Origin of the sequence: Nonomuraea deserti (genome assembly GCF_004348685.1) — a bacterium.
GTDB lineage: Bacteria > Actinomycetota > Actinomycetes > Streptosporangiales > Streptosporangiaceae > Nonomuraea > Nonomuraea deserti.
On record NZ_SMKO01000070.1, the window covers coordinates 17980 to 43741 of the forward strand.

General features: G+C 72.1%; 23 protein-coding genes and 1 tRNA gene. 12 read left to right on the forward strand and 12 right to left on the reverse strand.

Annotation, left to right across the window (positions count from 1 at the left end):
- Positions 1 to 140: 140 nt before the first annotated feature.
- Entirely contained in the window at positions 141 to 893 is a 753-nt protein-coding gene (locus E1292_RS24595) for an intradiol ring-cleavage dioxygenase (protein ID WP_165974717.1), read from the forward strand.
- On the opposite strand, the gene E1292_RS24600 is transcribed toward E1292_RS24595, so the two are convergent.
- Positions 890 to 2878, reverse strand: a complete 1989-nt coding sequence (locus E1292_RS24600) for an elongation factor G (RefSeq protein WP_132597575.1) — start codon at positions 2876 to 2878, stop codon at positions 890 to 892. The genes E1292_RS24595 and E1292_RS24600 overlap by 4 nt on opposite strands.
- A 204-nt stretch (positions 2879 to 3082) precedes the next feature.
- Between E1292_RS24600 and E1292_RS24605 the strand changes: the two genes are divergently transcribed.
- A complete protein-coding gene (locus E1292_RS24605; protein WP_132597576.1) occupies positions 3083 to 3664 on the forward strand; it encodes a TetR/AcrR family transcriptional regulator in 582 nt (193 codons plus the stop codon).
- On the forward strand, positions 3661 to 4836 hold the full coding sequence (locus tag E1292_RS24610) for an FAD-dependent oxidoreductase (RefSeq protein ID WP_165974718.1): 1176 nt from the start codon (positions 3661 to 3663) through the stop codon (positions 4834 to 4836). The genes E1292_RS24605 and E1292_RS24610 overlap by 4 nt, the downstream gene beginning before the upstream one ends.
- 30 nt (positions 4837 to 4866) lie before the next feature.
- Here E1292_RS24610 and E1292_RS51325 read toward each other — a convergent pair whose 3' ends face one another.
- From E1292_RS51325 to E1292_RS24625, 4 genes are all read right to left on the reverse strand, one after another.
- Complete coding sequence (locus E1292_RS51325; RefSeq protein ID WP_165974719.1) at positions 4867 to 5028, reverse strand: hypothetical protein; 162 nt, start codon at positions 5026 to 5028, stop codon at positions 4867 to 4869.
- The gene (locus tag E1292_RS24615) at positions 5025 to 7556 is read right to left on the reverse strand and encodes a PEP/pyruvate-binding domain-containing protein (RefSeq protein WP_132597578.1); all 2532 of its coding nucleotides are present in this window, start codon (positions 7554 to 7556) and stop codon (positions 5025 to 5027) included. Before E1292_RS24615 ends, E1292_RS51325 begins: the two co-directional genes overlap by 4 nt.
- Positions 7553 to 8287, reverse strand: coding sequence for a TetR/AcrR family transcriptional regulator (locus E1292_RS52295; RefSeq protein ID WP_132597579.1), 735 nt, complete (start codon positions 8285 to 8287; stop codon positions 7553 to 7555). Before E1292_RS52295 ends, E1292_RS24615 begins: the two co-directional genes overlap by 4 nt.
- A gap of 66 nt (positions 8288 to 8353) precedes the next feature.
- Positions 8354 to 13303, reverse strand: coding sequence for a tetratricopeptide repeat protein (locus E1292_RS24625; RefSeq protein ID WP_165974720.1), 4950 nt, complete (start codon positions 13301 to 13303; stop codon positions 8354 to 8356).
- Positions 13304 to 13422: 119 nt separating this feature from the next.
- Here E1292_RS24625 and E1292_RS24630 point away from each other — a divergent pair, with 119 nt between their 5' ends.
- The 3 genes from E1292_RS24630 to E1292_RS24640 all read left to right on the forward strand — a co-directional run bounded on the left by E1292_RS24630 (position 13423) and on the right by E1292_RS24640 (position 15157).
- Positions 13423 to 13968 (forward strand): hypothetical protein, encoded by a 546-nt coding sequence (locus E1292_RS24630; protein WP_246083021.1) that lies wholly within the window; start codon positions 13423 to 13425, stop codon positions 13966 to 13968.
- 54 nt (positions 13969 to 14022) lie between these two features.
- Positions 14023 to 14406, forward strand: coding sequence for a hypothetical protein (locus E1292_RS24635; protein ID WP_132597581.1), 384 nt, complete (start codon positions 14023 to 14025; stop codon positions 14404 to 14406).
- A 79-nt stretch (positions 14407 to 14485) separates the two neighbouring features.
- Positions 14486 to 15157, forward strand: a complete 672-nt coding sequence (locus tag E1292_RS24640) for a DUF6766 family protein (RefSeq protein ID WP_220447047.1) — start codon at positions 14486 to 14488, stop codon at positions 15155 to 15157.
- On the opposite strand, the gene E1292_RS24645 is transcribed toward E1292_RS24640, so the two are convergent.
- Positions 15082 to 15930: a 1-aminocyclopropane-1-carboxylate deaminase/D-cysteine desulfhydrase gene (locus E1292_RS24645; RefSeq protein ID WP_132597583.1), complete on the reverse strand. Its 849-nt coding sequence runs from the start codon at positions 15928 to 15930 to the stop codon at positions 15082 to 15084. The genes E1292_RS24640 and E1292_RS24645 overlap by 76 nt on opposite strands.
- A 43-nt stretch (positions 15931 to 15973) precedes the next feature.
- Between E1292_RS24645 and galK the strand changes: the two genes are divergently transcribed.
- Positions 15974 to 17083, forward strand: a complete 1110-nt coding sequence (gene galK, locus E1292_RS24650) for a galactokinase (protein ID WP_132597584.1) — start codon at positions 15974 to 15976, stop codon at positions 17081 to 17083.
- Between the two features lie 112 nt (positions 17084 to 17195).
- Here galK and E1292_RS24655 read toward each other — a convergent pair whose 3' ends face one another.
- Both E1292_RS24655 and E1292_RS24660 read right to left on the reverse strand, forming a co-directional pair.
- Positions 17196 to 17969 carry an enoyl-CoA hydratase-related protein gene (locus tag E1292_RS24655; protein ID WP_132597585.1) on the reverse strand — a complete coding sequence of 258 codons (774 nt, stop codon included), beginning with the start codon at positions 17967 to 17969 and terminating at the stop codon, positions 17196 to 17198.
- A 39-nt stretch (positions 17970 to 18008) separates the two neighbouring features.
- Complete coding sequence (locus E1292_RS24660; RefSeq protein WP_246090303.1) at positions 18009 to 19148, reverse strand: nitric oxide synthase oxygenase; 1140 nt, start codon at positions 19146 to 19148, stop codon at positions 18009 to 18011.
- A 488-nt stretch (positions 19149 to 19636) separates the two neighbouring features.
- On the opposite strand from E1292_RS24660, the gene E1292_RS24665 reads away from it, so the two are divergent.
- Genes E1292_RS24665 through E1292_RS24675 form a run of 3 tightly spaced genes read left to right on the forward strand, consistent with a single transcriptional unit; the run spans position 19637 to position 21563 of the window.
- The gene (locus E1292_RS24665; RefSeq protein ID WP_132597586.1) at positions 19637 to 19948 is read left to right on the forward strand and encodes a hypothetical protein; all 312 of its coding nucleotides are present in this window, start codon (positions 19637 to 19639) and stop codon (positions 19946 to 19948) included.
- A complete protein-coding gene (locus E1292_RS24670; RefSeq protein ID WP_132597587.1) occupies positions 19945 to 21216 on the forward strand; it encodes a YwqJ-related putative deaminase in 1272 nt (423 codons plus the stop codon). Before E1292_RS24665 ends, E1292_RS24670 begins: the two co-directional genes overlap by 4 nt.
- Positions 21217 to 21230: 14 nt before the next feature.
- Positions 21231 to 21563 (forward strand): toxin-antitoxin system YwqK family antitoxin, encoded by a 333-nt coding sequence (locus E1292_RS24675; RefSeq protein WP_165974721.1) that lies wholly within the window; start codon positions 21231 to 21233, stop codon positions 21561 to 21563.
- Positions 21564 to 21737: 174 nt separating this feature from the next.
- On the opposite strand, the gene E1292_RS24680 is transcribed toward E1292_RS24675, so the two are convergent.
- Positions 21738 to 21809, reverse strand: a tRNA-Asn gene (locus tag E1292_RS24680).
- Positions 21810 to 21935: 126 nt separating this feature from the next.
- Between E1292_RS24680 and E1292_RS24685 the strand changes: the two genes are divergently transcribed.
- Positions 21936 to 22250, forward strand: coding sequence for a YtxH domain-containing protein (locus E1292_RS24685; RefSeq protein WP_132597589.1), 315 nt, complete (start codon positions 21936 to 21938; stop codon positions 22248 to 22250).
- Positions 22251 to 22277: 27 nt separating this feature from the next.
- Here the strand turns inward: E1292_RS24685 and E1292_RS24690 are convergent, their stop codons facing one another.
- Genes E1292_RS24690 through E1292_RS51335 form a run of 3 tightly spaced genes read right to left on the reverse strand, consistent with a single transcriptional unit; the run spans position 22278 to position 24238 of the window.
- Entirely contained in the window at positions 22278 to 22751 is a 474-nt protein-coding gene (locus E1292_RS24690) for a hypothetical protein (RefSeq protein ID WP_132597590.1), read from the reverse strand.
- Positions 22748 to 24022: an amylo-alpha-1,6-glucosidase gene (locus tag E1292_RS24695; protein WP_165974722.1), complete on the reverse strand. Its 1275-nt coding sequence runs from the start codon at positions 24020 to 24022 to the stop codon at positions 22748 to 22750. The genes E1292_RS24690 and E1292_RS24695 overlap by 4 nt, the downstream gene beginning before the upstream one ends.
- 57 nt (positions 24023 to 24079) lie before the next feature.
- The gene (locus tag E1292_RS51335; RefSeq protein ID WP_165974723.1) at positions 24080 to 24238 is read right to left on the reverse strand and encodes a hypothetical protein; all 159 of its coding nucleotides are present in this window, start codon (positions 24236 to 24238) and stop codon (positions 24080 to 24082) included.
- A 180-nt stretch (positions 24239 to 24418) separates the two neighbouring features.
- Between E1292_RS51335 and E1292_RS24700 the strand changes: the two genes are divergently transcribed.
- On the forward strand, positions 24419 to 25585 hold the full coding sequence (locus E1292_RS24700; RefSeq protein ID WP_132597592.1) for a hypothetical protein: 1167 nt from the start codon (positions 24419 to 24421) through the stop codon (positions 25583 to 25585).
- The last annotated feature ends 177 nt before the right edge of the window (positions 25586 to 25762 follow it).

Sequence of the window (25762 nt, forward strand, 5' to 3'; positions counted from 1 at the left end):
GTGTCGGCGAGATCATGGACGCCGTCGTGCTTCGGTCGCCGCGCTCGCAGGAACGCCTGGTCACCGCCGCGCCTGCGGAGGATTTCCGTCGTTCCGTGAGAAGTTCGTGTGAGGGGACGGAACGCCCAGAAGGAACTCAAGTGCGACACGATCATGAAGGCCGGCGCGTCAGCCGGCGGCGGCTGATCGCCGGTGTCAGCTCGCTCGGGCTCGGCGGCCTGCTGTCCGCCTCCGGCGCCAGGGCCGGCACGGTCACCACGGATCTCTCCTCGCTGCTCGCCGGCGCCGGCACGTGCCGCCTGACGCCGAGCGCGACACAGGGACCCTTCTACTTCGACGCCGGCAAGATCCGCAGCGACATCCGCGAGGGCAAGCCGGGCGTGCGGCTGCGGCTGGGCATCAGGATCCAGGACAGCGCGACGTGCCGGCCGGTGCGCGACGCCGTGGTGGAGATCTGGCACTGCGACGCCGCCGGGTTGTACTCGGGGGCCGAGAAGGAGTCGAAGGGCGGCAGCCTCGGCAAGCCGCTCATGACCGATATGACGCCCACGGACGACAAGCGTTACCTGCGGGGCGCCCAGGTCACCAACCCCGACGGCATCGTGCAGTTCACCACGATCTGGCCGGGCTGGTACCCCGGCCGCACCGTGCACATCCACGTCATGGTCCACGCCAGCGACAGGCGCGTGCTGTGCACGCAGCTGATGTTCGACGAGGCGCTCAACGCCGAGGTCCTGGCGAGGCCCCCGTACTCCGCCAACCCGGGGCGCGACACGGTCAACGAGAAGGACGAGGACTACCGCGACGGCATGCTCATGACCGCCGTGGAGGACGGCGACGGCTACCTGGGTGCGATCGTCCTGTCGGCCGACCCCGACCGGGACGGCCGCTAGACCCGCCGGACGACGCGCAGCAGGTACTCCTTCCTGTTGAGCGGGTTGTGGTCGGTGCGCGGGCGCTCGGGAACGGGCCCGCGTACGGGCTGGTAGCGGTCGAAGTCGCACTCCAGCACGCCCTCGCCCCGCGTCAGCCCCGGCAGCTGCTGCTCCAGGGCGTGCACGCCGGCCACCGGGATGTCGCCCGCCAGCAGGCCGGGGAACTGGGCGCGCGGCACGGCACCCAGCCGGGCCAGCACGGGCAGCACCTGACCGGCGGTGTCGGCGGGCAGGTCGATGCGGAAGCTCTGCATCGGCTCCTCCACCATGGTGCCGGCCTGCGCCAGCGCGCTCATCAGGACCAGCGGCGTGAGGTGGCGGAAGTCTCCCGCGGTGCTCGACATGCTCTTGTCGAAACCTCCTCCCATGTGGCTTTGCCTGGCCAGGTAGCCGGAATGGGTGAGCGTGACCACGCAGTCGACGACCTGCCAGCCGCGCAGGCCCTCCCGGAGCGTCTCGTGCACGGTCTCCTCGATCGTCCTCATGAACGCGTACGGCAGCGATCCCAGCTCCACCTCCAGCCGGAACTCGACCCCGCCGCCGCGCGGGCCCGGCTCGACGCGCAGCCCGACGGTGGCGAGGAACGGGTTGAGCTCCTTGCCGATCGCCTCGACCGCGGCTCCCGTGCCGATCGGCCGCTCGACGCAGATCGTGGTCGTCTCCCTGAAGGTGACGTCGATGCCGTAGTCGTCGCGCAGCGTGGCCTGGATGACCTCCTTCTGCACCTCGCCGTAGAGGGAGACCGACACCTCCTGGCGCACGTCGTCCTGGCGCAGGGCGATCAGCGGGTCCTGCTCGGCGAGCTGGGCGAGGGCCAGATGGAGCGCGCCCCGGTCGCCGGGCCGGACCGGCGTCACCACCGACTCCAGCGCCGGCGGCGCGAAATGGCCCTGCGTCTCGGCCTTGCGCGGCAGGCCGATCGTGTCGCCGATCCGGACGTCGGCCAGCCCCCACAACCGGGCGATGCGGCCCGCGCCCACCTCAGGACCCTGCGCCGCCGTGCCCCGGTCGAAGACGCTGATCGCGGTGACCTTCCCCTGGCGGGGCGCGCCGAACTCCCCCTCGCGGGCGAAGCTCAGCCGGTCGCGGGTGCGGATCGTGCCGGAGAACATGCGCACGTAGGCGATCTTCTCTCCCGCCGGGCCGCGTTCGACCTTGAAGACCGTGCCGGACAGCGGGCCCTCGGGGTCGCCCTCGGCGGCCGGGAGCAGCTCCTCGATGCCGGCGATCAGCGCGTCGACGCCCGCCCCGGTGATCGCCGAGCCCGAGAACACCGGGTGCGCCAGCGCCTGCCCGGTCTGGGCGGCGAGCTCGGCGCGGAGCCTGGCGTACGAGACGGAGCCCTCGTCGTGCACGTACGCGGCCAGCAGCGCCTCGCTCTGGTCCGCGAGCACGTCGAGCAGGCGGCCCGCGAAGCCCGGCTCGTCGCCGAACGGCGTGAAGGACGCGTCGGCCGTGCCGTGACCGGCGGCCGACCCCATGGAGGCGACGGCCGGGGAGAGCTTCTCGGCGAGCTCGCCGAACACGCGGCCGGGGTCGGCGCCCCGGCGGTCGATCTTGTTGATGAAGATCAGCGTGGGTATGCCGAGCCGGCGCAGCGTGCGCATGAGCACGCGGGTCTGCGGCTGCACGCCCTCCACGGCCGAGACGACCAGGACCGCGCCGTCGAGCACGCTCAGCACGCGCTCCACCTCGGCGATGAAGTCGGGGTGGCCGGGCGTGTCGATGAGGTTGACCGTGGTGTCTCCGACGACGAACGAGACCACCGCGGACTTGATCGTGATGCCGCGCTGCCGCTCGAGGGCCAGGGAGTCGGTCTGGGTGTTTCCGTCATCGACGCGGCCGATCTCGTCGATGACGCCGGCGGCGTGCAGCAGCCGCTCGGTCAGGCTGGTCTTACCGGCGTCTACATGCGCGAGGATTCCGAGGTTGAGGATACGCACCGAACGTCATGTCCTTCATCGAGATGGATCTTCCTTCCTGGGTGGACATGACCGGTGCTCGCATGGTGGTGCTCCTCTGATCGTTCGGCTGGGGTCAGCACACCAGAGCCGCGACCGGCGGCGCAAACGAATTTCCTCCTGGACGTACGACCTGGGTGTACGATTTGGGCAAATGCCCAAGTCGTACGTCCAGAAAGGTCGTTGATGGCCTCAACCTCAGCGGAACGCGGCAGAGCCACCCGGCAGCGGCTGCTCGACGCGGCCGTCACGCTCGTGCCCGAGGTCGGGTGGGGCGGCGTCACCACCCGGCTGGTCGCCGAGCGGGCCGGGGTGGCTCCCGGCGTCGTCCACTACCACTTCGCCTCCGTGACGGATCTGCTCGTCGCGGCCGGGCTCGCCTTCACCGGCGGGCTGCTCGACTCCCTCGCCGACGAGCTTCGCGCCCGCCCCCGGATCGGCGAGGCAGTCGACTGGCTGCTCGGCGAGCTGTCGCGCTACGGCGGCACGGACCCCGCCTCGCTGCTGGTCGTGGAGATGTTCCTGGCGTCCACGCGGCTTCCCGAGCTGCGCGAGAGGCTGGCCGGGCAGATCGCCGCGTTCCGCTCCCACGTCGCTGCGTGGCTGGCCGAGACGGGCTATCAGGGCGACGCCCCGACCGCGGCCGCGATGCTGGCCGCGGCGCTGGACGGCGTCATCCTCCACCGCTCGCTCGACCCCGACCTCGATGTGGCGGCGATGGCGGGGCCGCTGCGGTCCATGCTGGGCATTCCGGAGGAACCATCGTGAAGGCACTCATCTGCGGAGCCGGCATCGCCGGGCTGACCCTGGCCTGGCACCTCGAACGCGCCGGCTGGGAGGTGGAGCTCGTCGAGCGCGCGGCGGCGTTCCGCGACGGCGGCTACATGATCGACTTCTACGGCCCCGGCTATCAGGTGGCCAGGCGGATGGGGCTGCTGCCCCGGCTGCTCGACGTCCGCTACCCGGTCGTCGAGGTCGGCTACGTCGACCGCCGCGGGCGCCGGACCAGCGGCCTGACGTTGCCCTCCGGCCTGGAGGACATCATGAGCCTGCTCCGCGGCGACCTCGCACGGGTGATCGCCGATGAGGTGCGCGCCCCCATCACGTACGGTGCCGGTGTCGAGTCGTTCGACCAGCACGCCGAGGGGGTGTCGATACGGCTGACGGACGGCACGTCACGCGAGGCCGACCTGCTCGTGGGGGCCGACGGCGCCCGTTCGCGGGTGCGCGAGCTCGCCTTCGGCGACGTGGCGCCGCGCTTCCTCGGGCACCACGTGGCCGCCTTCACCCTGCGTGACGCGCGGCTCAGCGAGCAGATCGGCACGCGCTACCAGATGCTCACCGAGCCCGGTGTGATGGCCGGCGCGTACGCGCTGCGCGACGACCGGCTGTCGCTGCTGCTGCTGCGCCGTGAGCCCGATCCGGCGCTGCCAGGGGATCCCGTGGCCGCGCTGCGCCGCGGTTTCGGCGAGCGCGGCTGGATCCTGCCAGAAGTGCTGGCCCGCTGTCCCGGCCCGCCCGAGCTCTACTACGACCTGGTGACGCAGGTCGAGATGGAGCGCTGGCACGCGGGGCGGGTCGCGCTCGTGGGCGACGCCTGCCAAGCGGTGTCGCTGTTCGCCGGGCAGGGGGCGTCGATGGCCATGGCGGGGGCGTGGATCCTGGCCGACGAGCTCACCGCGGACGGCGACCTGCCCGGCGCGCTCATTCGCTACCAGGAGCGCATGGCGCCGAGCATCGCCGAGGTCCAGCGCTTCGGACGGCGGTTCATCCAGTGGATGGCCCCGTCCCACCGGTGGCGGATCGCCGCTCGCGACGTGATGCTCCGGCTGGCCGCCCTGCCGGGAGTCGATCGCCTGTTCGTCAACTCGCTCAGCCCGGGCGGCCACCGCGTGATCAGCGGCCGCTCGCACGTCCTCGAGAGCGTGCGCGAGGACTGACCACCCGAGCACGACACGCTCAGGACGCCTTCACGCCGCGGAGTCGGCCTCGTCCTCCTCGTCACTCTCGCCGTGCCGCCGCACGGCCCGGTCGAGCTCCTGCTTGGCGATCCTGAAGCGGGCGCAGCGCGCTTCCAGCTCGCGTTCGTCGTCTGGGTTCGGTTGGTCGATCATGTCGAACGACGTGATCACACCTCACCCTCGGGCGCGACCGCATTGGCGGAGTCTTGTGACTCCAGCGACTCGACCGTGCCCCGCTCGCCGTCGACCCTGATGCGGTCGCCGTCGCGCAGCCGCATGGTGGCGTTGCCGGTGCCGACCACGGCCGGGATGCCGAGCTCGCGGGCGACGATCGAGGCGTGCGACAGCGGCGCCCCCAGGTCGGTCACCACGGCGGCGGCCCGCGGGAACATCGGCGTCCAGCCCACGTTCGTCAGCGTCGTGACCAGGATCTCGCCCGGCTTGAGCCGCTCGCCCTCCTCGGGACCCGAGAGCACGCGGGCGACGCCCTCGACCACGCCGGGCGCGCCGGGGAAGCCGGTCACGGTGTCGCTCACGGTGACGGAGGATCCGCGCGCGTCGTGGAGGTCGCCCCGGCGGCCGGGGTCGGCGGCCCAGCGCACCGGGTCGAAGTGGCCGACGATCAGCGCCGGGTAGGGCGGCAGCGCGGCGTACCGCTCGTAGGTGGCCCGCCGCACCGGCACCCGCTCCAGCGCCGCCGGGTCGCCGCGCAGCAGGGCGAGCAGTTCCTCCAGGTGCAGGAAGAACACGTCGTCGCCGTGGCCGGTCAGCTCCCCCGCGCGTACGGCGAAGGCCCGCAGCGCCCAGAAGGCCCTGATGTTCTCGGAACGGGTCGCCTCGCGGTCGCGCACCACAGCGCTCCACCGCTGGACCCGGGCGCGCATCCTGGCCTCCTTGCGGGGATAACGCTCGGCGAAGCGCGCCCACGCCTCCTCCCTGGCCTTGGCCTGCCGGGTGAGCAGCGCCTCCGTGTCGTCCCGCAGGTCGCTCAGCCCCGCGAGCTGGGCGTCGATCCAGGCGGGGTCCTCGCCGGGGCGGGGGATCGACACCTCGAACTCGTGGGCGCCGCGATGCCCGTACGTGCGGGCGAACTCGTCTCTGGTGATCTCTCCCCTGGCCAGCCTGGTCAGCCCCATCACCGGGCCCAGGCTGGCCAGCTCGCCACCGCTGTTGACCCCGGTCAGCATGGCTTCCGCGTCGATCTCGCCCATCAGCCGGCGCAGGCGGTCGCGGGTGAAGACCAGGGTCGTGCCGCCCTGGCGGCCGGCCGCCTCCAGCATGCTGCAGGCGGTGACCGTGTGCTCCAGGATCTCCGTGTCCCACAGGGCGGCCAGCTCGGCGGCGGAGCCGGTGGCGGCGATCCTGTCCCGCAGGTCCTCGCAGCGCTGCCGGGAGGTGGCCAGGAACGCGCGCATGCCCTTGAGGTTCGTACGCACGCGGCGGCGGATGTGCACGGCCATGGGCAGCACGCGCTTGAGGATCTCCCACCGGGATACCTTCACCAGCGGCACGTCGAGACCGGGCGGGACCTTGCCGAAGACCTGCTCGACCGCGCTGAGCCGGCTCTTCATGCCCATGGCCGCGGCGATGGAGTGGACGACGCTCAGGTTCATGTAGAACCGGCCGCCGATGTTGCCGACCAGGTCGAAGCCGGGCAGGGTCGAGGCGGACATCGCCTCGGCGATGAACAGCCGCACGAACGACCACGTCAGCGGCGTCATCACGTCGGGAATGGCCTCGCCCAGGTTGCCGCCGGTCCACAGGTAGTCGCCCTTGAGGCTGTCGTTCCACTCCTCGACCTCGGCTGCGAGGCCGGTGATCGGGCGGGCCTGCACGATGGCGAACGCGCCGTCGTGTGAGGCCCACTCGACGTCCATCGGCGTGCCGTAGAGCGCCTGGATCCGTGCGCCGAGGCCGGCCAGCTCCACGGCCCGCGCGTCGTCGAGCACGGCCTTGCCGCGCAGGTCGGCGGGCACGGGCCGCTCTTCGGTGCCCGTGGTGGTGCGGACGGTCATCACGGTCTTGTCGGCGGTCCGCGACTGGACGACCGCTCCGCCGGACACCACCACCGTGTCGGGGGTGACCTGCCCGCCGACGACCGCCTCGCCCAGCCCCCACGAGGCGTTGATCACGGTCTCGTCGCGGGCGCCGGTGACCGGGTCGGCGGTGAACATGACGCCGGCCGCGTCCGCGTCGACCAGTTCCTGCACCACCACGGCCAGCGCCACGTCGTCGTGGGGGACGCCGTTCTGGTCGCGGTAGGCGACGGCCCGCGGGTTCCACAGCGAGGCCCAGCAGCGCTTGACCGCGTCGAGCAGGGCGTCGCCCCGGATGTTGAGGTAGGTGTCCTGCTGCCCGGCGAACGACATGCCGGGCAGGTCCTCGGCCGTGGCCGAGGAGCGGACGGCGACGGGCACGTCGCCGCCGAGCGCCGCGTACGCGTGGCGGATCTCGTCGGCGATCCCCGGGGGGATGTCGTGCTCGGCGAACATCCGCGCGATCACGGCGGGGTCGGCCGAGGACGCCCTGAGGATCTCGTCACGGAACTCCGCCACGAACGCGCGGTAGGCGTCGGTCGTGACGTGGAACCCGCCGGGGACGGGCAGCCCCGCCCTGGCCAGCCGCGCCAGTGAGGCGCCCTTGCCGCCCGCGGTCGCCAGGTCGGCGGCGGCGTCGTCGAGGGGGATCACGGCCTTCATCGCGCGCTCCCAGCGGTGCTGTCGTAGCCGTTCATGGAGGCCGCCAGCTTCGTCTCCCCGATCTCGGTGACGGCGCCGAGGTATTCGAGCGTGGCCCGCGCCACGGCTTCCGCGTCGTCGTCGGAGAGCGGGCGGCCGGTGCTCATGGTGCGCTCGATGGTGTCGGCCACGAGGTCCGCGACCCGGTCGTCGGAGGGCCGGGGCCCTCCTTGCATGCCTTCGGGCATGAAGAGGAACCCGTAGAGGATGGCGCCGACCACCATGGCGTGGTCTCCCGGTTCCTCGCGTACGGCGCCACGCTTGATCAGCTCGGCCAGGTAGGAGTCCTGGGCCGGGAACAGCTCCGGCGTGCTCGTGCCGCGCAGTTTCTGGCGGGTCAGTTTGCCGAGCACCTCGGAGTCGTCACCCAGCAGCGCGTGGAGCAGGGGCCGGCGCAGCAGCTCGCGGGCGAACGCGCCGTAGAGCGCGCTGAGCGTGGCGGGCTCGCTGCGGCGCACGCCGTCCAGCATGAGGACCCGCTCGCGGCGCAGCAGCGCGGTGAACAGCTCGTCGCGGGTCTTCCAGTGCAGGTAGATGGTGCCCTTGGCGACGCCGGCGCGCTTGGCCACGTCGTCGATCGTGGTCTTGTCGTAGCCCCACCGCAGGACCAGCTCGGTTGCGGCGTCGAGGATCCGGTGCGCCCGCTCCCGCTGGCGCGCCGGATCCTGTGGCGGCCGTCCTGCCTTGACCATGGATCTCACCCCGTTTGTTTGACTAGATGAGATTAATTGGTCATTAAATTAGGCGCAAGCTCGCGGTCATCCGATCTTCGCGAGCAGCGCCTCCGCCTCGGTGGCGAACGACGCGTCGCCGGTGTCCGCCGCCCTCCGCAACATCCGCCTGGCCTGCTCCAGGTCGCCCCGCTCGTACCGGATCTCCCCCAGCCGGCAGGCCGCCTCGGCCACCAGGTCCGGCTGCTCGGTCAGGCCCAGGGTCTGCTCGTAGTACCGCAGCGCCCCGTCCCGGTCCCCCAGCCAGTAGCAGAGCTCGCCGAGGTGCGCCGCGGCCAGCCCCGACTCCGGGTCGCCCGCGTCGATGACCCGCTGGTACCAGGTGAGCGCCTCGCCGAAGTCCCGCTCGTTCTTGGCCAGCGCGCCCAGGTACATGGCCGCCAGCGCGCCGTTGTGCCCGTCTCCCGCCTCGACGGCCCTGCGGTACCACTCGCGCGCCCGCGTCCCGTCCTCGTCGTGGTAGGTCTGCCCGATCGCGATCATGGCCCGCACGGTCCGGTCGGGGTCCCCGGCGTCGAGCACCCGGCGGTAGACCTCGCGGCCCTCGTCCACCTCGCCCGCCTCGACCAGCGCCTGGGCGAACGCGGTGAGCACGGTCGGGTCGCCGCCCTCCGCCGCCTCCCGCAGCGTGCGCAGTGACTGCTCGGTGTCGCCCTGGCTGCTCTGGAGCATGCCGAGCAGGCTGGCGAACACCCCTCTCGCCGGGCTGTCGGCGTCGCCCGCCTGGCGCTCGGTCAGGTCGTAGAAGGCCTCGGAGTCGCCCTCCTCGTCGAGCAGCTCGAGCAGCCTGCCGCCGGCCACGAAGCGCACGTCGGGGTCGTCGTGCTCGTGCAACCGCTCGTAGATCGCGCGGGCCTCGTCCGTACGGTCGAGATCGGCCAGCCGCTCGGCCACCCGCAGCTCGGTGAAGGGCCCGGCTCCCTCCAGCTCGTAATATCCGCGTACGGCCTCCGGGTCCTCGCAGAGGTCCCCCAGCTCGCGGGCCGCCTCGGCGGCGCTCTCCCCCATGAGCGCGAGCACCTGCATGGCCAGTGGGTGATCGCCGCGCCCGCAGGCCTGGTAGGCGAGGGTTTCGAGGTTGTCCATCGCGGTCCTGGCCAGGTCGGTGCCGGTGCCCGCGGCCGCCTCGAACGCCCGCGCGGCGCCGAGCTCGTCGCCCTCCTCGTGCAGCCAGGCGCCGAGCTGCACGCCGCCCCTGCCCATCGCGTCCGGCTCGCCGGACTCGATGGCCAGCCGGATCTCGCGGGCCGCCCCTTCCGTGTCGCCCAGCTCGCGCAGCGCCCTGGCCAGGTCCACCCGGATGCTCGGCGTGGTGCCGGGGAATCCGGTGTCGATGCCCATGCCGTACGTGCGCGCCGCGGCCTCCATGTCGCCCCTGGCCTTGTGGGCGTCGCCCCACGTCCAGTAGGCCATGGCGACGGTCTCGGGATCACCGGTGGCCACGGCCTGCTCGGCCTCCCGCTCCAGGGCGTCGTGGTCCTGCTCCTGCAGCAGATGGACGAGCAGGTGGCGGCGGCATTCGAGGTCGCCTGCCGCCGCCCCCTCGGCCAGCGCCGCACGCACGCCGTCGGCGTCGCCGCGCTCGCGCAGCAGGCCGGCCAGGACCAGGGCGGTGGCGGGCAGCGCGGCCCTGGCCGCCTCCACGGCCCCGTCGAGGTCGCCGCGGCGGCGTCGCACGACCGCGATGTTGCGCCAGGCCGTCTCGGCCGTCTCCGCCCGCTCGGTGGCGGGCAGGAAGCTCAGCTCGGCCCGGCAGTGGTGGCCCTCGTTCGCGAGCACGGCGCCGAGCTCGATCCCGGCCTCCGCCGCGAGCGCGGGCTCGCCCAGCTCGGTGACCAGCTCGAGGAACGGGCCCGCCACGCCGTCGTCCATGTCCCGCGCCCTGGACAGGACCTCCCGCAGGGCCTCCCCAAGGTCGGCCGGGCCGGCGCCGGCCAGCAGGTCGCGGACGCCGGGCAGGTCCTCGGCGTCGAGCGCGAGCAGCAGCCCGGCCGTCAGCTCGGAGCCGGTCTGCTCCGTCAGCGCCGCCAGGGCGCCCTGCCGGTCGCCCTCCGCCGCCAGCACCCAGGGCAGCTCCTCGGGGGTGGCCCGGCCGAGGAGGTGGCGGGAGACGGCGGCGGCGTACACGTCGTCCTCCTGCGCGGCGGCCCGCTCCAGGGCGAAGTGCGCGGACTCGGTGTCACCGGCGGCCATGAGGCAGCGGCCGGCCTCCAGCATGGTCCGCGGCTCGGAGGCCGGGTCGATGGCCGCCGCCCGCTCGAACGCCGCCCGCGCCGGCTCCAGGTCGCCGGTCCTGGCCAGCAGGGTGCCGCGCAGCCGCTCCGACTCCCCGGTCACCTCGGGCGGCGCGGCCGTCATGGCCGCGAGCGCGCCCTCGGCGTCGCCGTGGTCGAGCAGGAACCGGGCGAGGTGCAGCGACGCGTTCTCGCCCAGCGCCGCGGCCAGCCGCTCGCCGGCCTCGTCCACGCGGCCGCAGGCCACCAGCGCCTCGCCGAATCCCAGGGCCACCGGGACCCGCAGGCGCTCGTCGCCGGTCTCCGGCACGCCGGCGAACGCCTCGGCGGCCTCGGCGTGCTCGCCGAGCTCCATCAGCACCCGTCCCGCGGAGCGCAGCGCCACGCCGGTCAGGTGGTCGCCCGCGCCGCTCGCCGCTGGGCCGGCCGCCTGCCGCCACGCGTCCACGGCGCCGCGCTTGTCACCGGAGTCGTCGCGCAGGGCGCCCAGGTAGCAGCCGGCCCGCTGCCGCAGGTCCGGGTTCCCTGCCGCGACCACCAGCGAGAGCGTCCGGTCGGCGGCGCCGGTCTGGCGGGTGCGCTGCCAGGCGTGCGCGCACTCCATCGCGAGCGCGCCGGCCATCTCGTGCGCGTCTCCCTCGGGGAAGGCCGCCGCGGCGGCCTCGAAGTCCTGGCCGAGCAGCGCGTGCCCGAACGTGCTGACCTCGTCGGAGCCCCGGGCGAAGGCCGCGCGGGCGGCGTCGAGATCGTCCAGCCTGACCCTGGTGTACCCCAGCGGCAGCGCGCTGCGCTCCCCCTGCCCCTCCGCGATCAGCCGCTCGTGCAGGCGGCAGGCGGCCAGCAGGTCTCCCTGCTTCTCGTACAGGGCCGCAAGGTCGGCTGCGGCCTCCACGCGCAGGCCCCGGTGCTCGGCCTCCGTCGCCCGCTCGTACGCGGCCCGCGCCAGGAGCGGGTCGTCCTCGGCGACGAGCCCGCCCAGCGCGTACGCCACCCAGGCCGCCAGCGCGGGATGGCCGTCCGTCCAGGCCCGGCGCAGCAGCGCGGCCGCCTCGTCCGTGTCCGGCAGCACGTCCTTGCGGATCAGCGCGGTGTACGACAGCGCCAGCGGGTCGCCGGAGTCCGCCGCCCGCTCGAACAGCTCGGCCGCGTCCGAAAGGTCGAACCCGATGGAGACCAGCACCTGGGCGAACACGGCGGTCCCGATCGCGGCCACGGCGGGGTCCGGGTGGTCCATGGTCGCGCGGTAGCGGGCCAGCCCCTCCTCCCTGCCCATCCGCTGGTGGTCGAGCATCGCCGCGAGCACGGGATGCGGCTCCGCCCCCGACACGCGCAGCAGGTGCAGCAGGAACGTCGCGCTGAAGCCCTGGAGCAGGTCGTCGCTCTCGGCCACGTACGCCAGCAGCTCGTCGGCCTGCTCCCGGTCGCCCTCGCCCAGCTCCAGCTCGGCCAGCGCCACCATGGCCCGCAGCGACTGCGCCGGCGCCGGCGAGTCGGCGGCCCTGCGCAGCAGCCGCCTGGCCTCGGCCAGGTCGCCGTTCCGCAGCCGGGCGAGCCCGCTGTCGGTGTCCTGGAGCGCCTGCTCCTCGACGGGATCGGGCAGCGGCTGCTGCATGGCGTCGTGGTCGAGCAGCAGCCCGGCCTTGAACGCGGCGTCGGCGTCGGCGTGCCCGGCCGCGAACGCCGTCAGCCGCATGATCTCGTCGTGGGCGTCGGGGTGCCGTTCGAGCAGGATGCCGAGCAGGGTGACGCTGATCGAGGCCCACTCGCTCTCGCCGGCCTCCAGCACCGCGCGCAGCGCGGCCAGCGCCTCGGCCACCTCGCCCGCCTCGGCGTGCATCTGGGCCAGGCACGCCTGGGCCTCGACGGCGTGCTCGCGCTGCCCGCTGGCGATCACCCTGCGGAAGATCGCCTTGGTCTCGTCCTCGTCGCCGAGCTGCGCGGTCACCTTGGCCAGCTCGATCAGCGACGGCAACCGGATGTCGGGCCTGGGGTCCTCGGCGGCCACCCGGTAGGCGGCCGCGGAGTCGGCGTACTCGCCGAGGTCCACCAGGACGGCTCCGAGCAGCTTGTGCGCCATGGCCAGGTGGTCGGGGTGCCCGACGGCGATGGCGTGCTCGCACACCTCGCGGGCCGCGCCGAACTCCTCCGCCTCGGCGTACAGCTGGTAGAGCCGGAACGCCGACAGCGACACGACCTCGGGGTCGCCGCAGGTCAGCAGCGCCTGGTAGTCGTCCTCGCTCTCGGCCGCCTCGTACAGGTCGTGGGCGGAGGCGGGATCCTGCTCGAACTCCGGCAGTTCGAGCCGCGCGGCCAGCTCGGCCACGGCGGGGCTGTCACACCTGCGGGCACGTTCGAGCGCCTCCTGGGCGCCCTGCGCGTCGCCCAGCTGGGTGCACACCAGGACCATGGCCGTCTCGGCGAGCGCGGCCACCTCGAAGTCGGCGCCGTCGGAGGCGATCGTCAGCACCCGGTGGGCCGCCGGCCACTCCTTGGCGTTGACCAGCATCATGCCCATGGCCATGGCCGAGCGCTGCCCGAACACCGGATCACCCGACTGGATCACCGATCGGTGCGCCGCCTCGGCGCCGTCCAGGTCTCCCTGCTCCTGCAGCAGCCCCGCCAGCAGGTGGGACGCCTCCGGGTCACCCGTGGCCGCGATCTGCCTGAACAGCGCGGCGGCCTCGTCGAGTTCTCCCGCTTCCCAGTGGTTCATGGCCGCGTCGAGCTGTTCTGACGCCATCATCTCTCCAAGGTCATCCAATAATGTGAAAAAGCTACACATGCGCCACCCTTGGTCACAGCCATTCCGAGATCTCGGAGTCGACGCACGGAGAAGTGGGGCAGCGCCGTAGCGTGGTGTCCATGGGCAAGGCGTTCTGGATCGACCAGGAGTTCGACAGGGACCGTGACGGGCGCTATGCCGTACACGTGCGCAAGAACCTCGAGGAGTTCGAGTGGGGTGACATCGCGCCCGTCAGGTTCGCGTGCGCGGCCTGGCGGCTGGCCACGCCGCCATCGCTGACCCCCGGCTACGTACGGTGGGACCGCCGCGTCCTCGAGGCGACCTGCCACCGCAACACCTGGGACGGCACCCTCTACGCGCGCGTCAAGGTCGTCTCGCCGCTGCCGGAGGAGCTGACCCGGTCGCGGGCCTGGTGGCGCGACCGCGGATGGCTGGGCTGGCAGGAGACCTTCGGCCAGTACGTCGAGCCGACCCAGCAGGATCTCGCCAGGATCCCGTTCCTGCGGGCCACGCTGCTGGTCGAGGCGCCGGTGCCGCTCGACGACCTGCCGCCGGAGCCCGAGGGCCCGCACGACGAGGTCGAGCAGCGCGCCCACCGGGCGGTGGTGGTGCTGGCCCGCGAGCTCAACGCCCTGGTGTCGCCGGTGCTCGACCAGCTGGGCTGACCGGCGATCAGCCGCTCCAGCATGCCAGGCGTACGACCGGGTAGCAGGAGGCGCATGAGGATCCTGTTCGCCGTGCCGGCGCTGGCCGTTCTCGCCGTCGCCGGCTGCTCCGTGGACACCGCCTCCCCCGTTCGTGCCGCGGAACGTTTCCACGCCGCGATCGCCGGGCGGCAGGAGCAGACCGCGTGCGCCATGCTCGCCCGCAAGACGGCCGACAAGCTGCCCGCCCCCGGGCAGACGTGCGCCGACGCGCTGCGCGAGGCGAAGCTGGGCCCCGGCGGCCGGCCCACCTCGGTCAGCGTGTGGGGCGAGGAGGCCCAGGTGCGCCTGGCCGGCGACACGGTCTTCCTGCACCGGTTCAGCGACGGGTGGCGGGTCAGGGCCGCCGGCTGCCGGCCGGTCCCCGACCTTCCCTACGACTGCGAGGTGGAGGACTGATGCGGGTGATGTTCACGCTCACCACGCTCATCATCGTCCTGGGGCTGGCGTGGTTCTTCGCGATCGGATGGTCGCGGCTGTGAGGCGGCTCAAGGACAACGCCCTCTCCCTGATGTTCCTCATCCTGTTCGTGCTGTCGGTGTGCGGGCAGGCCGTGGCGGGGCTGCTCGACTACAACGACCGGCAGGTGGCCGCGGGCGCGGAGCCGGTCTCGCTGCTGGACTACGTGGCCTCGTCGTCCTTCGCGGTCGACGTGGCCGAGAACTGGCAGTCGGAGTACCTTCAGTTCTTCCTGTTCATCATGGTGACCGTCTGGCTCGTCCAGCGCGGCTCGCCCGAGTCGAAGGAGCCGGGCGAGGAGGGGGCGGAGTCCGACGAGCAGCAGCGGATCGGCCGGTACGCCGAGGCCGGATCGCCCGCCTGGGCGCGGGCCAGAGGGCTGCGGTTGTGGGTGTTCAGCAACTCGCTGGGGCTGGTGATGGGCGCCATCTTCCTGCTGTCGTGGCTGGCCCAGTCGGTGGCCGGGCAGGCGGCGTACAACGCCGGACGGCTGGGCGACCTGCGCGATCCGGTCTCGTGGAGCGCGTACGTCACCTCGCCGGAGTTCTGGAACCGGAGCCTGCAGAACTGGCAGTCGGAGCTGCTCGCCGTGCTGTCGATGGTGGTGCTCTCGATCTACCTCCGGCAGCGCGGCTCGCCCGAGTCGAAGCCGGTCGGGGCGCCGCACGCCTCCACGGGGGTGGAGGGCTGACCGGTGACCACGGCGACGACGCGGGTGCCGGGGTCGAAGGCACCCTGGTGGGCGAGGTCGAGAAGGCCGTAGAGCATTTTCGCCACGTAGATCCGTTCGACACGATATTTCGCGCTAAATCGCTCTAGGGCTGGTGTTGACTTGGCGTATCCGCCGAAGTGGTAGTCCAGGTTGATCTCCCAGTTCGACCAGGTACGGCCGTACGCCTCCCGCTGCAACCTGGCCACCTCGCCGGCGAGGAACCCCGCCCCCTTCAGCACCGCGAACCCGATCGCCCGCTTCCCCTCGGGCAGCCCCGCCGAGATCCCGGCCAGCGTGCCGCCGGTGCCGACCGGGCAGCAGATGACGTCGTAGTCGTCGGTGATCTCCCCCGGCAGCTCCGCGCACCCGCGCACGGCCGCGGCGTTGCTCCCGCCCTCCGGCAGGATCACCACGTCGTCGCCCCACCGCTCCCGCAGCCGGGCCCGCACCTCGTCGGTGTGCTTGAGCCGGTAGGAGGCCCGGTCGAGGTAGGTGAGCGTCATGCCGCAGGCGGCGGCGTGCGCCAGTGCCGGGTTGAGCGGCCGGTGCTCCTCGCCCCTGATGACGCCGATCGTCTCGATCCCGTGCCGCCGGCCGGCCTCGGCGACGGCCCTGATGTGGTTGGAGTAGGCGCCGCCGAACGTCAGCAGCCGGGGATGCCCCAGGTTGTACTTGAGCTTGCGCGGTTTGTTGTCGTCGTGCATCAGGAACACCCGGACCTGACCGAGCCCCTGGTCCAGGAGTTCCTCCATGGCGCTAGTCTACGGTCGGGCCTATGTTGAGGAGTGTTCGGTTATGCGCGTTGTTGAAGCTTTTCGTGCCGCCTATGGCGCGTCCCCCGAGACCGTCTGGCACGCGCCCGGCCGGGTCAACCTGATCGGCGAGCACACCGACTACAACGACGGCTTCGTCCTCCCCTTCGCGGTGCCGTGGGGCGTCACCGCGGCGGTCACCCCGCGCGCCGACGGGACCATCCGCCTGCTGTCCCTCCAGGCCGACGGCGGCCCCGTCACCCTGGCGAGCCGCGACGAGTCGACCGGCTGGACCCGCTACGTCGTGGGCGTCCTGGCCATGCTCGGTGACCGCGTCTCCGGCGCGGACATCGCGATCGACGGCGACGTCCCCCGGGGCGCGGGCCTCAGCTCCAGCGCCGCCCTCGAGGTGGCCGTCGCCTCGGCGCTCAACGACCTGCACGACCTCGGCATGACCCCCATGGAGATCGCCCTGCTCGGCCAGAAGGCCGAGAACGACTTCGTCGGCATGCCCTGCGGCATCATGGACCAGGCGGCCTCGGCGCTGTGCGAGGAAGGGCACGCGCTGTTCCTCGACTGCCGCTCCCTCGCCTCCCGGAACATCCCGCTCGACCTCGACTCCCACGGCCTCGCCGTGCTCATCATCGACACCCAGGTGCACCACGAGCACGCGGGCGGCGAGTACGCCAAGCGCCGCGCCGAGTGCGAGTCGGCGGCGCGCAAGCTCGGCGTCCCCGCGCTGCGCGACGTCACCGACCTGCCCGCGGCGCTCGATCTCCTCAAGGGCGACGAGCGCAAGCGCACCATGCACGTCATCACGGAGAACCACCGCGTGGAGGCCCTCATCGGGCTGCTGCGCGCGGGCGCGGTCACGGAGATCGGCGCGCTGCTCAACGCCTCGCACCTCTCCCTCCGGGATCAGTACGAGGTGTCGTCGCCCGAACTGGACCTCGCCGTGGAGGCGGCGGTCAAGGGCGGGGCCAGGGGAGCGCGCATGACGGGCGGGGGCTTCGGCGGCTCGGCCATCGCCCTGGTGCCGGTCGACCGGCTCGACCGCGTCCAGGAGTCGGTGGCCGCCGCGTACGCCGAGCGCGGCTTCCAGGCACCCCGCTTCCTGCCCTCCACCCCGGCCCGCGGCGCCCACCGCCTCTGAAGCGCCCACTGACCCCCGCGTGCCGTTCCGCCCTTCGACCTGCCCGTGCGGTCCGCCCGCTGACCTGCCCGTGGGGTTCGCCCGCTGACCCGCGCGTGCCGGGTGGCAGGGGTCAGAGGGCCGGGAAGTCCGGCGGGCGGCGTTCGAGGAAGCTGGCGACGCCCTCCGCGAAGTCCGGCCGCTCGAAGGAGGCGAGCATCTCCCGGGTGGCCGTCCGCGCGGACTCCTCCAGCGTCGTCTCCCAGTCGTGCCAGACCTGCCGTTTGATCACCGCCATCGACGCGGGCGAGCTGTGCGTCGCCAGTTCGAGCGCGTACGCCCGTGCCTGCGCCACCAGCTGCTCCCCCGGCACCGCCCGGTTGACCAGCCCCAGCTCGTACGCCTCGCGCCCCGTGAACACCCGGCCCGACAGCAGGAGGTCCATGGCCCGCTGCTGCCCCACCAGGCGCGGCAGCACCCAGGAGAGCCCGTACTCGGCGATGAGCCCGCGCCGCGCGAAGGCCGTCGTCCACTTGGCCTCCTCGGCCGTAAAGACGAGGTCGCAGACGAGCGCGTGGACCATGCCCAGCCCCGCGCACGCCCCGTTGACCGCGGCGATGATCGGCTTGCCGATGGTCGTGGGGAAGGTGTGGGGCCGGGGGTCCGGCCGCTCGTCGTAGGTGCCGGTCCGGACGGCGTCGAGCGTCTTGAAGTCGGCGCCCGAGCAGAAGCCCTTGCCCGCGCCGGTGACCACGACGGCCCGGACCGCGGGGTCCTTCTCCGCCTCCGCCAGCAGGTCGAAGTAGCGCCGCCCCATGGCGTCCGTCCACGCGTTGAGGGTGTCGGGACGGTTGAAGGTGAGCGTGAGCACGCCCTGGTCGACCGTTGAGAGCACGAGTTCCGCCATGACCCCAACCGAACCATGTTCTAGCCCTGGGTGGCAAGGCTAACGGTGGTGCACGAAGGCCGGGGTGAGGACGCGGGTGTCGTAGTAGCGGTGGAAGACGGGGGTGGCGCCGCCCGAGAGCGGTGGCACGATCCACGACCAGTCGGCCGGGCAGGCGCGCCCGGCCTTCTCCTCCTTCGACAGGTGCGTCAGGAAGCGGCGCGACTCCGTGTGGTGGTCGGTCATCGTGACTCCGGCCCGCTCGAACGAGTGCAGCACCGCCACGTTCAGCTCCACCAGCGCGTGGTCGCGCCACAGTGAGCGTTCGGTGGAGGTGTCCAGGCCGAGCCGCTCGGCGGTCACCCCGAGCAGGTCGTACCTGTCCTCGTCGGCCAGGTTGCGGGCGCCGATCTCGGTGCCCATGTACCAGCCGTTGAAGGGGGCGCACGGGTAGCAGATTCCGCCGATCTCCAGGCACATATCCGAAATAGCCGGAACGGCGTGCCAGCGCAGGCCGAGGTCGGCGAACCATGGATATTCGGGGTGCGTCAGCGGCACCTCCAGGACGGCGTCCCCGGGCAGGTTGCACAGCAGCGCCTCGCCCAGGCCCGGCTGGACGATCAGCGGGAGCACGTCGAACCGGCCGGAGCCGCCGCGCCACCCCATGGCCCGGGCCCGCTCGGTCAGGCCGGCGTTGCGCGGGTCGCCGACGACGCCCCCGGGCGTGCGGTAGCCGGCGTACCGGATGAGCTGGTCGTTGAGCACGCGCGGCCCGCGCATGGCCGGAGTGTCGGGGGGCAGGACGGTGATCGTGGGCCTGATCCTGCCGTCGCCGGTCGCCTCGCGCAGGTGGGCGACGCATTCGAGGGCCACCCCCTCGGCCGTGGTCACCTGCCTGCGGTCGCGTACCCGCAAGGACCGCCAGTAGAGCCGGCCGATGCACCGGTTGCTGTTGCGCCAGGCCACCCGGGCGCCGAACTCGAGCTCCTCGAACGTGTGCGTGTAGGTCCCGGTGCGGCCCACCTCCCTGGTGACGTCCCGCAGCCGCGCGGTGAGTCCTCCCGCGGCGGGGTTCTCGGCGTGGAAGAGCCTGAGGAAACGCTCCGCCTCGCGCAGGTCGGCGGTTCGCGCGAGCACGGCGTTCATGGCCTGCACGGCCGGCGTGTCGAAGGGGCGCAAGGACTTGATCCAGGTGGGCACGCGGCAACCCGTTCCTCCGTCGTCGGATCGCCCCGCCGATTCCGGGTCGGCGGCACGTCCTGGTGGCGGGCGCCCTCTCCGCGCCCCGGCATGATGTCCGCGGCTCCGATCCACCGGACCGGATGCACCATCTTTCCCCGCCGAGCCCTGCTTTGTCCGGCCAACCTGAAAATACGTGATGATCCCGCTACAAAGCGTGAAACAGCAGCACAGCTTCCGCCACGCGACGCTCGCGATGCCGGGATCGGTGGGTCCCGGACCCGTCCCGGTCGTCGGCGGATCGCCGCAACCCGGCGGAGCGCCTGGTTTCCAGCGCTTCGGAGACTGGATCTTTCTGGTAGTACAGTGTCTTCCTGATTTGGGAGGTGATGGGTGACTCCCCGCAGTGCCCCAGACGACCTGCGAGCTCGGAGCAGCGGCGGGGCAGGCCAGCGCCGTGGTCGACCGGCTCTGCCGCTCGCGCCCATGCTGCGGCGACTGGAGCGGACGTGACCGCACCCGACCCTGACGGCTTGGTCATCGACGCCGACGGACGACGCGCCTCCGGACGGGATTTCCAGGCACTGGCCGATCAGCACGAGCAGCTGACGGCCGCACTGCGCGGCAGCCTGGAGGCCGGCAGCGGCCTGCCCTTCGAGGAGATCGACGGCCCGTTCAACCAGCTGGCCGAACACCTGCTGCACCACCACATCGCAACCGGCGACGGCCTGCGCGTCGCCGGCGACGGGCAGGTCGTCATGGCCGACCGGAATGTCGCCGTCGAGCAGCTCAACAGCGCCGCCGTCCAGAGGCGGATGTGACCACCGTCACCGGCGACCCCGCGATCGCCGCCGACTTCGGCATCCTGGGCCTCCCTTCCATCCCCGATCCCTCCGCGGCCTACCTGCAGGCCGACACCCTGCAGGCCTTCGCCGACCACCACACCCGGCTCGCCGGCGACGGCGCTTCGGCCTCCCGCCGCGCCGCCCTCAACCAGGGCCCCGCCGCGAACGCCGTGGACCAGCACATCAGCGGCCCCGGCGGCACCCTCCTCCAGGCCGGCAGCCTCGCCGACCACTTCAGCCTCGCCGCCGGCATGCACAAAAGCGCCGCGCAGTTCGTCCAGCACGGGAAGAGCAGGATCGCGGCATACGCGGCCGCGGCCGCCGCGCTCGCCCTGGCCTTCCCCCAGGTCCGTGCCTGGGTTAGAGCCAGAGCCCTCCGCCTGTACCAACAGTTCCGCGGCGTCCTGGCCAAATTCGGAGACATATACCGCAAGCTCGTCGCCAGAATAGCGGCGAGAACGAGCCGGGCGACCGGTGGCACGAACACCGGGGTGGTTCGAGCCGGAGCCGGACGTGCGGCGGCTGTATCCGCTCGAGAACGTCAGGCCGTCCTCCGCCTGCAGCCGTCCGGGCCACTCGAGCGGGACATGCCGCTGCCCAGGCCCGCAGACCTGCGTTTCGTACGCGATGACGAAGGACTCATCGTCGCCGTGAACGGCAAACCGACACGGACGTTCGTGCAGGACATGACGTCGAGCAGATCCGCGGAATATCTGGCTCGTCGCGAGGAGGCGAGCGACCTCGCCTACTCCAGCGCCAAGGCCGGTCCGGTATACACGCTGCTCATGGATCGGCGCACCGGAAAGTTGTATGAAGGCCTGAACGACATGTTGCGGCACGTGCCCGATGACCTGCACCCTCTCCTCCGCGAGCGCTACGAGAAGTTCGCCCGCTGGGCTCGCGGCAACGGCCCTTTCAAGCACGACGAGGGCTGGCCGGCGGGCGGATTCCCGCACTGGAGCGAGCCGGGCACACATTCCGAGGTCACCGCGACCAGCAAGGCCCTCTGGGATCGCACGCGCAACGGCGAGACGGTGACGCCCGAGACGTTGCGCGACTTCTATTTTGACAATCGGTTGCTGTCCAACCATTATCAAGGAATTGTCGCCCGGCAACGAATACCGTGCTGCGCCAACTGCACGCACTTCCTGTACGACACGCCGAACTCTGTCGGCTATTTCACCAGATATCCCTCCCTGGGTGATACCCCGCTGGCCGAGTTCACGCCACCCTGGGCGATCTGATGGTCGGGAACAACATGCGCATCGCGATGAACGATCTGGAATATGACCTGGACCAGCGGGTCCGCTATCAAGGCACGCTCTACAGCGGCACCGCGTGTGAGTTCTATGCCGACGGCACGGTCATGACCGAGCTGACGTTCGACCAGGGAATACCGCATGGCACTGCGCGAGCCTTCTACCCCGACGGCGGCATCGAGTCGGAGTGGCGGCACGACCACGGCCGCCGGCACGGCTCACGTCTGCGGTGGCACCCGAACGGGCAGCTCGCCGAGGATCAGATCTACGATCACGGCAAGATGATCTCGAGCCAGGCCTGGCATCCCGACGGGACCCCTGACAGCTTGTAGCACGACCGCCCACAGCCACCTCAGGGCGACGAGCTCACGACCTTGAGATCGCCCTGAGGAGATGCCGGCCGCCGATGACCCTGGCCCTGACCCTGGGCAGTGGCTCCCTCACCGGCTCCCGGAACGACTCAGGCCCCCAGTCCTTGATCAAGGAAGGGGGCCTGGGCACCGAAGCTCCCGCGATAGGACTCGAACCTATAACCTGCCGGTTAACAGCCGGCTGCTCTGCCGTTGAGCTACGCGGGATCGGGCGTCGGCGCATGTCATCGGGGCTTTCGGGCCCCTCCGCCGTGCGCATGAATAGATTAGCGCACTCTGGGAGTGCGTGTCGCATCATAAGCAGGGTAGGCCCGGAGGCAGCGGAGGTGTGAAATGCGTTATCGGATGACATTCGCTGTTGGACTGGCGGTCGGCTACGTGCTGGGCAGCCGGGCAGGACGCGAGCGGTACGAGCAGATCAAGCGGACGGCGCAGCGCGTCGCGGACAACCCCAGGTTCCAGGAGGCGGCCGGGGTGGTCGGCGCGCAGGCGTCGAAGTTCGCCGGGATGGCCAGGACGAGGATGGGTGACACGCTGCAGCAGCGGATCCCGTTCCTGCACAACGACCACAAGCCCGACACGGGCACCGGCTGGCCGGACGACGGCGTCGAGGGCAGGAACGCGAAGGAGACCGGCATCCCCTACTGAGCGGCGCGTGGGCGTGGGGCCCGCGGCTCACACGCCCATGCTGCGCCGCATCCCCTCCAGGGCCTGCTCGGCCTGCGCGCGCAGGCCGGGGTCCTCGGGGTCGAGGCCGTCGTCGAAGACGAAGGTCCAGCCCAGCACCTCACCTCCCGGCCGGCGCCGCGCCACCAGCCGCACGCCGCCCCTGCCCGGCAGGTTGACGTGCTTGTTGACCACGATCGTCGCGTTGACGCGCTCGCGCAGCGTCTCGGGCAGCATGCGCGGCTCGGCGATCCGCCCGGCGTGCCACCTGCCGTCGGTGGTGAGCACCCGCACCCCTTCGTCGTCCCACGACGCCCTGTCGATCTCCTCGTACGGCAGGCGCGTGCCGTCGGCCAGGTGCAGGGCGAGGTTGGTGGCCACCACGTGGCCGTCCTCGGTGGGGGTGAACGTCAGCACCCGCTCTCCCCGCTCCATCGTCAGGGACCTGCGCACGTCGGCGGGCAACCGGCGGAGAATGCTCATTCCTCAACGGTATCGGCGAGCAGATCCAGGGTGAGCGCCGCACTCCAGGAGAAGTCCCGGCACCCGCGCCCGCTGCCGTCGAAGGGGTCGAAGCACTCGCGGAAGCCGGCCTGCCGCACCAGGCGCAGGGTGCCGTGGGTGAGCTGCCGGGCGAGCGGGCCGAGCGAGTGCACGGCGGCGGCCCTGCGCAGCAGCCAGTTGGTGTTCACCCAGGAGGGGCCGCGCCAGTAGCGGGTGCGGTCGAACTGGGCGGCGCGGATCTCGCAGCTCGGCACCGGGTAGCCGGTGGCCCCCATGAACCTGGCCGACTCCAGCACCTCGACGGTGGCGCGCACGTGGTCGCCGGGCAGCCACGGGTCGAGCAGCGGCCCGAACCCGCCCACCGTGCACACCTTGATCAGCCGGTCGGTACGCAGGTCCCTGGCGTAGAAGCAGCCGTCCCAGAGGCGCTCGATCATGGCCAGCCGGATGCGCTCGGCCTGCTCGACGTGGGGCGCGGGATCGGCGCGAACCAGCGGCGCCAGCTCCGCCAGCGCCTGGCAGGAGGCCAGCCAGATCCCGTTGAACATCGGGTCCTCGATCGCGAACGGATGCTCGTCGCGCAGGTAGCCGGCGCCGTATCCGCCGTCGCGGTAGCGCATGGCCAGCCAGACGTAGCGGTCGTGGGCGCTGTCGGGGTGGCGCTCCTCCATGTCGACGTTGCGGTAGCCGTACCTGATCACGGGGAGCGCGGCGAGCGCGTCGTCCCAGGCGGGGCTGTCGTCCATGCCCGACTCCCACGGATGCACGATCGCGGCCAGCCCGGCCCCGCCCAGGTCGCGGGCCGAGGCGAGGTAGGCGTGCTGGGCCACCAGCGCGGGGAACGCCTTCCTGACGAAAGCGACGTCGCCGGTGTGCCGGTAGAGCCACCACAGGGCGAGTCCCTGCAGTGGCGGCGAGGTGAGCCCCGAGGTGAGCACGCGCGGCGCGGCGTCGTGCTCCTGGGAGCGCCATACGGAGGGTCCTGGGAAGTACGCCTCCCGCGTGTGGAAGACGATGTGCGGCACCATCCCGGTCGCCCACTGCCCGCGCAGCAGGCTGAGCAGCTCTTCGCGGGCCCGGTCGGGCCGGTGCCTGGCCAGCCCGATGACGACGAACGCGGAGTCCCAGCTCCATTGGTGCGGGTAGAGGCCCGGCGCGGGCACGGTGCCCGTGCCTGTCCAGTTCGCCTCGAGCACGGCCAGCGCCTCGCGCCCGAGCGCGGCGTCGTCGACCGCCGGCCGCGCCTCCATCACCCAACTATGCCTGCGGATGCCGCGGGAAGCTACTGCGCGGGAACCCGCAGCTCGTCAGGCCCTCTTCGCCCACTTCGCGAGGAACATGACGCCCAGCGCCACGCCGCCGATGATCAGGCCCCACTTGAGCAGCGTGAGGGCGAAGCCCACGAGGGGGCCGAGGAGCACGAGCGCGGCGACGACCGCTGCGATGATCAGAAGAATACGTCCCATGTTCGAAACGGTACGAGATCATTTAAGTCGTTTGCAGGTGACACAGGGTTGAATCAGGGACAAGTCAGGGGTTCCCCCCACCCCGGAACCAACCGGCACAACCTTCGCGTTGAGTCGGTAAGGAGCACCGGGGCATCGGGGGCCCGCTTCACGGGGAGCGTGATGAGCCTGGGACCGCCCATGAGCAGGGAAGCCGCGGAATACGCGCTGCGTGCCCGCGCGGACGAACGCGACCGGATCTCCGGTGACCTGCTCGACCTCGAATCTCACACCACCTACCAGGTACTCAAAGGCGCCTCCTTACGCGGGACCACCGAACGGCGATGGGCGGCGACGCAGGAGTCCCTGGTCACCCTGTGGCGGCTCAACGACGCCTACCGCGCCGTGCTGCGCCGCGCCGAGCAGATCAGGGCGTCGCGCGCCCGGCCCGGCGCCGAGCAGCTCGCGGCGCTCACCGAGCTGCTCGCCGGCTCCTCCGTCGTGCTGCGGGCCGCCGCCAGGCCGGTCGAGCAGCGTTCACTGATCCGCCAGGCGGACCTGCGGCTGACCCTCGACGAGGCCGTGACCCGGATGGACGCCGCCTTCCGCGAGGTCACCTCCGCGCTCAACGACATCGACGCCGTGTGGAACTGCGTGCTGCCGCGACTCGACGCCGCCGACGCCGACCTGCGCACGATCCACGACCTCGAGAACGAGCTGGGCGAGACCGCCGGACTGGCCGGCGAGGAGAGCGAGCTGGCGCGGTTGAGGACCGCGGCGCTGGAGGACCCGCTCGGCACCACCGTCGAGCCGCACCTCGACCGGCTGACGCGCCTGCTCGCCTCCTCCCGCGCGGAGCTCGACCTGGCGATCACCGTGAAACGGGAGTTCGCCGCGCGGCGCGAGAACCTGGTGGCCGCCCTCGACCTGGTACGGGCGGCCGAGAGCGAGGCCCGGCTGGCCCACGGCGCGGTCGTGGTCAAGATCGCCCTGCCGCCGCAGGCCCGGCCGCGCAGCCGGGTCGCGGCGCTGGCCGGCGAGCTCGACGCGCTCGACGTCTCCGCCGACCCCTGGGTGGTGCGGGCCAAGCGCCTCGCCCGCCTCGAAGACGACGCCCGTAAGGCCGCCGAGCAGGCGCGGACCACGGCCAAGGCGCTCTACGGCCTGATCGGCAGGCGCGACGAGCTGCGCGGGCGCCTCGGCGCCTGCGAGGCGATGGCCGCCCGCAAGGGCCTGGCGGAGGACCCGACGGTGTCCGAGTCGTTCGCGCGCGCCCACACGCTGCTGTGGAGCGCCCCCTGCGACCTGACGAGGGCGGCGGCGGCCGTCGAGAACTACCAGCGCGCGATCCACGGAGGTAAGTGTTGACTTCCTCCCCACGGCTGAAGCCGGGGGATTCCAACCGTCGCCGGTTGGTCTTCCTGCTTCACCGCCAGTCGCCCGCCGGGCTTGCGCCCTTGAGGTCTTACACCAGCTCCACAGGCGTTTCAGCTCTCCGCCAGCCCGGCGGCGAGCACGTTCTTGGCCGCGTTCACGTCGCGGTCG

Coding starts and splice junctions, on each gene's coding strand:
- E1292_RS24695 (WP_165974722.1), bottom strand. CDS start 24,022: ATGGAGGCGCGGCCGGCGGTCGACGACGCCGCGCTCGGGCGCGAGGCG.
- E1292_RS24645 (WP_132597583.1), bottom strand. CDS start 15,930: ATGGAGGAACTCCTGGACCAGGGGCTCGGTCAGGTCCGGGTGTTCCTG.
- E1292_RS51335 (WP_165974723.1), bottom strand. CDS start 24,238: ATGGGACGTATTCTTCTGATCATCGCAGCGGTCGTCGCCGCGCTCGTG.
- E1292_RS24625 (WP_165974720.1), bottom strand. CDS start 13,303: ATGATGGCGTCAGAACAGCTCGACGCGGCCATGAACCACTGGGAAGCG.
- E1292_RS24635 (WP_132597581.1), top strand. CDS start 14,023: ATGAGGATCCTGTTCGCCGTGCCGGCGCTGGCCGTTCTCGCCGTCGCC.
- E1292_RS24690 (WP_132597590.1), bottom strand. CDS start 22,751: ATGAGCATTCTCCGCCGGTTGCCCGCCGACGTGCGCAGGTCCCTGACG.
- E1292_RS24700 (WP_132597592.1), top strand. CDS start 24,419: ATGAGCAGGGAAGCCGCGGAATACGCGCTGCGTGCCCGCGCGGACGAA.
- E1292_RS24655 (WP_132597585.1), bottom strand. CDS start 17,969: ATGGCGGAACTCGTGCTCTCAACGGTCGACCAGGGCGTGCTCACGCTC.
- E1292_RS24685 (WP_132597589.1), top strand. CDS start 21,936: ATGCGTTATCGGATGACATTCGCTGTTGGACTGGCGGTCGGCTACGTG.
- E1292_RS24605 (WP_132597576.1), top strand. CDS start 3,083: ATGGCCTCAACCTCAGCGGAACGCGGCAGAGCCACCCGGCAGCGGCTG.
- E1292_RS24675 (WP_165974721.1), top strand. CDS start 21,231: ATGCGCATCGCGATGAACGATCTGGAATATGACCTGGACCAGCGGGTC.
- galK (WP_132597584.1), top strand. CDS start 15,974: ATGCGCGTTGTTGAAGCTTTTCGTGCCGCCTATGGCGCGTCCCCCGAG.
- E1292_RS24615 (WP_132597578.1), bottom strand. CDS start 7,556: ATGAAGGCCGTGATCCCCCTCGACGACGCCGCCGCCGACCTGGCGACC.
- E1292_RS52295 (WP_132597579.1), bottom strand. CDS start 8,287: ATGGTCAAGGCAGGACGGCCGCCACAGGATCCGGCGCGCCAGCGGGAG.
- E1292_RS24630 (WP_246083021.1), top strand. CDS start 13,423: ATGGGCAAGGCGTTCTGGATCGACCAGGAGTTCGACAGGGACCGTGAC.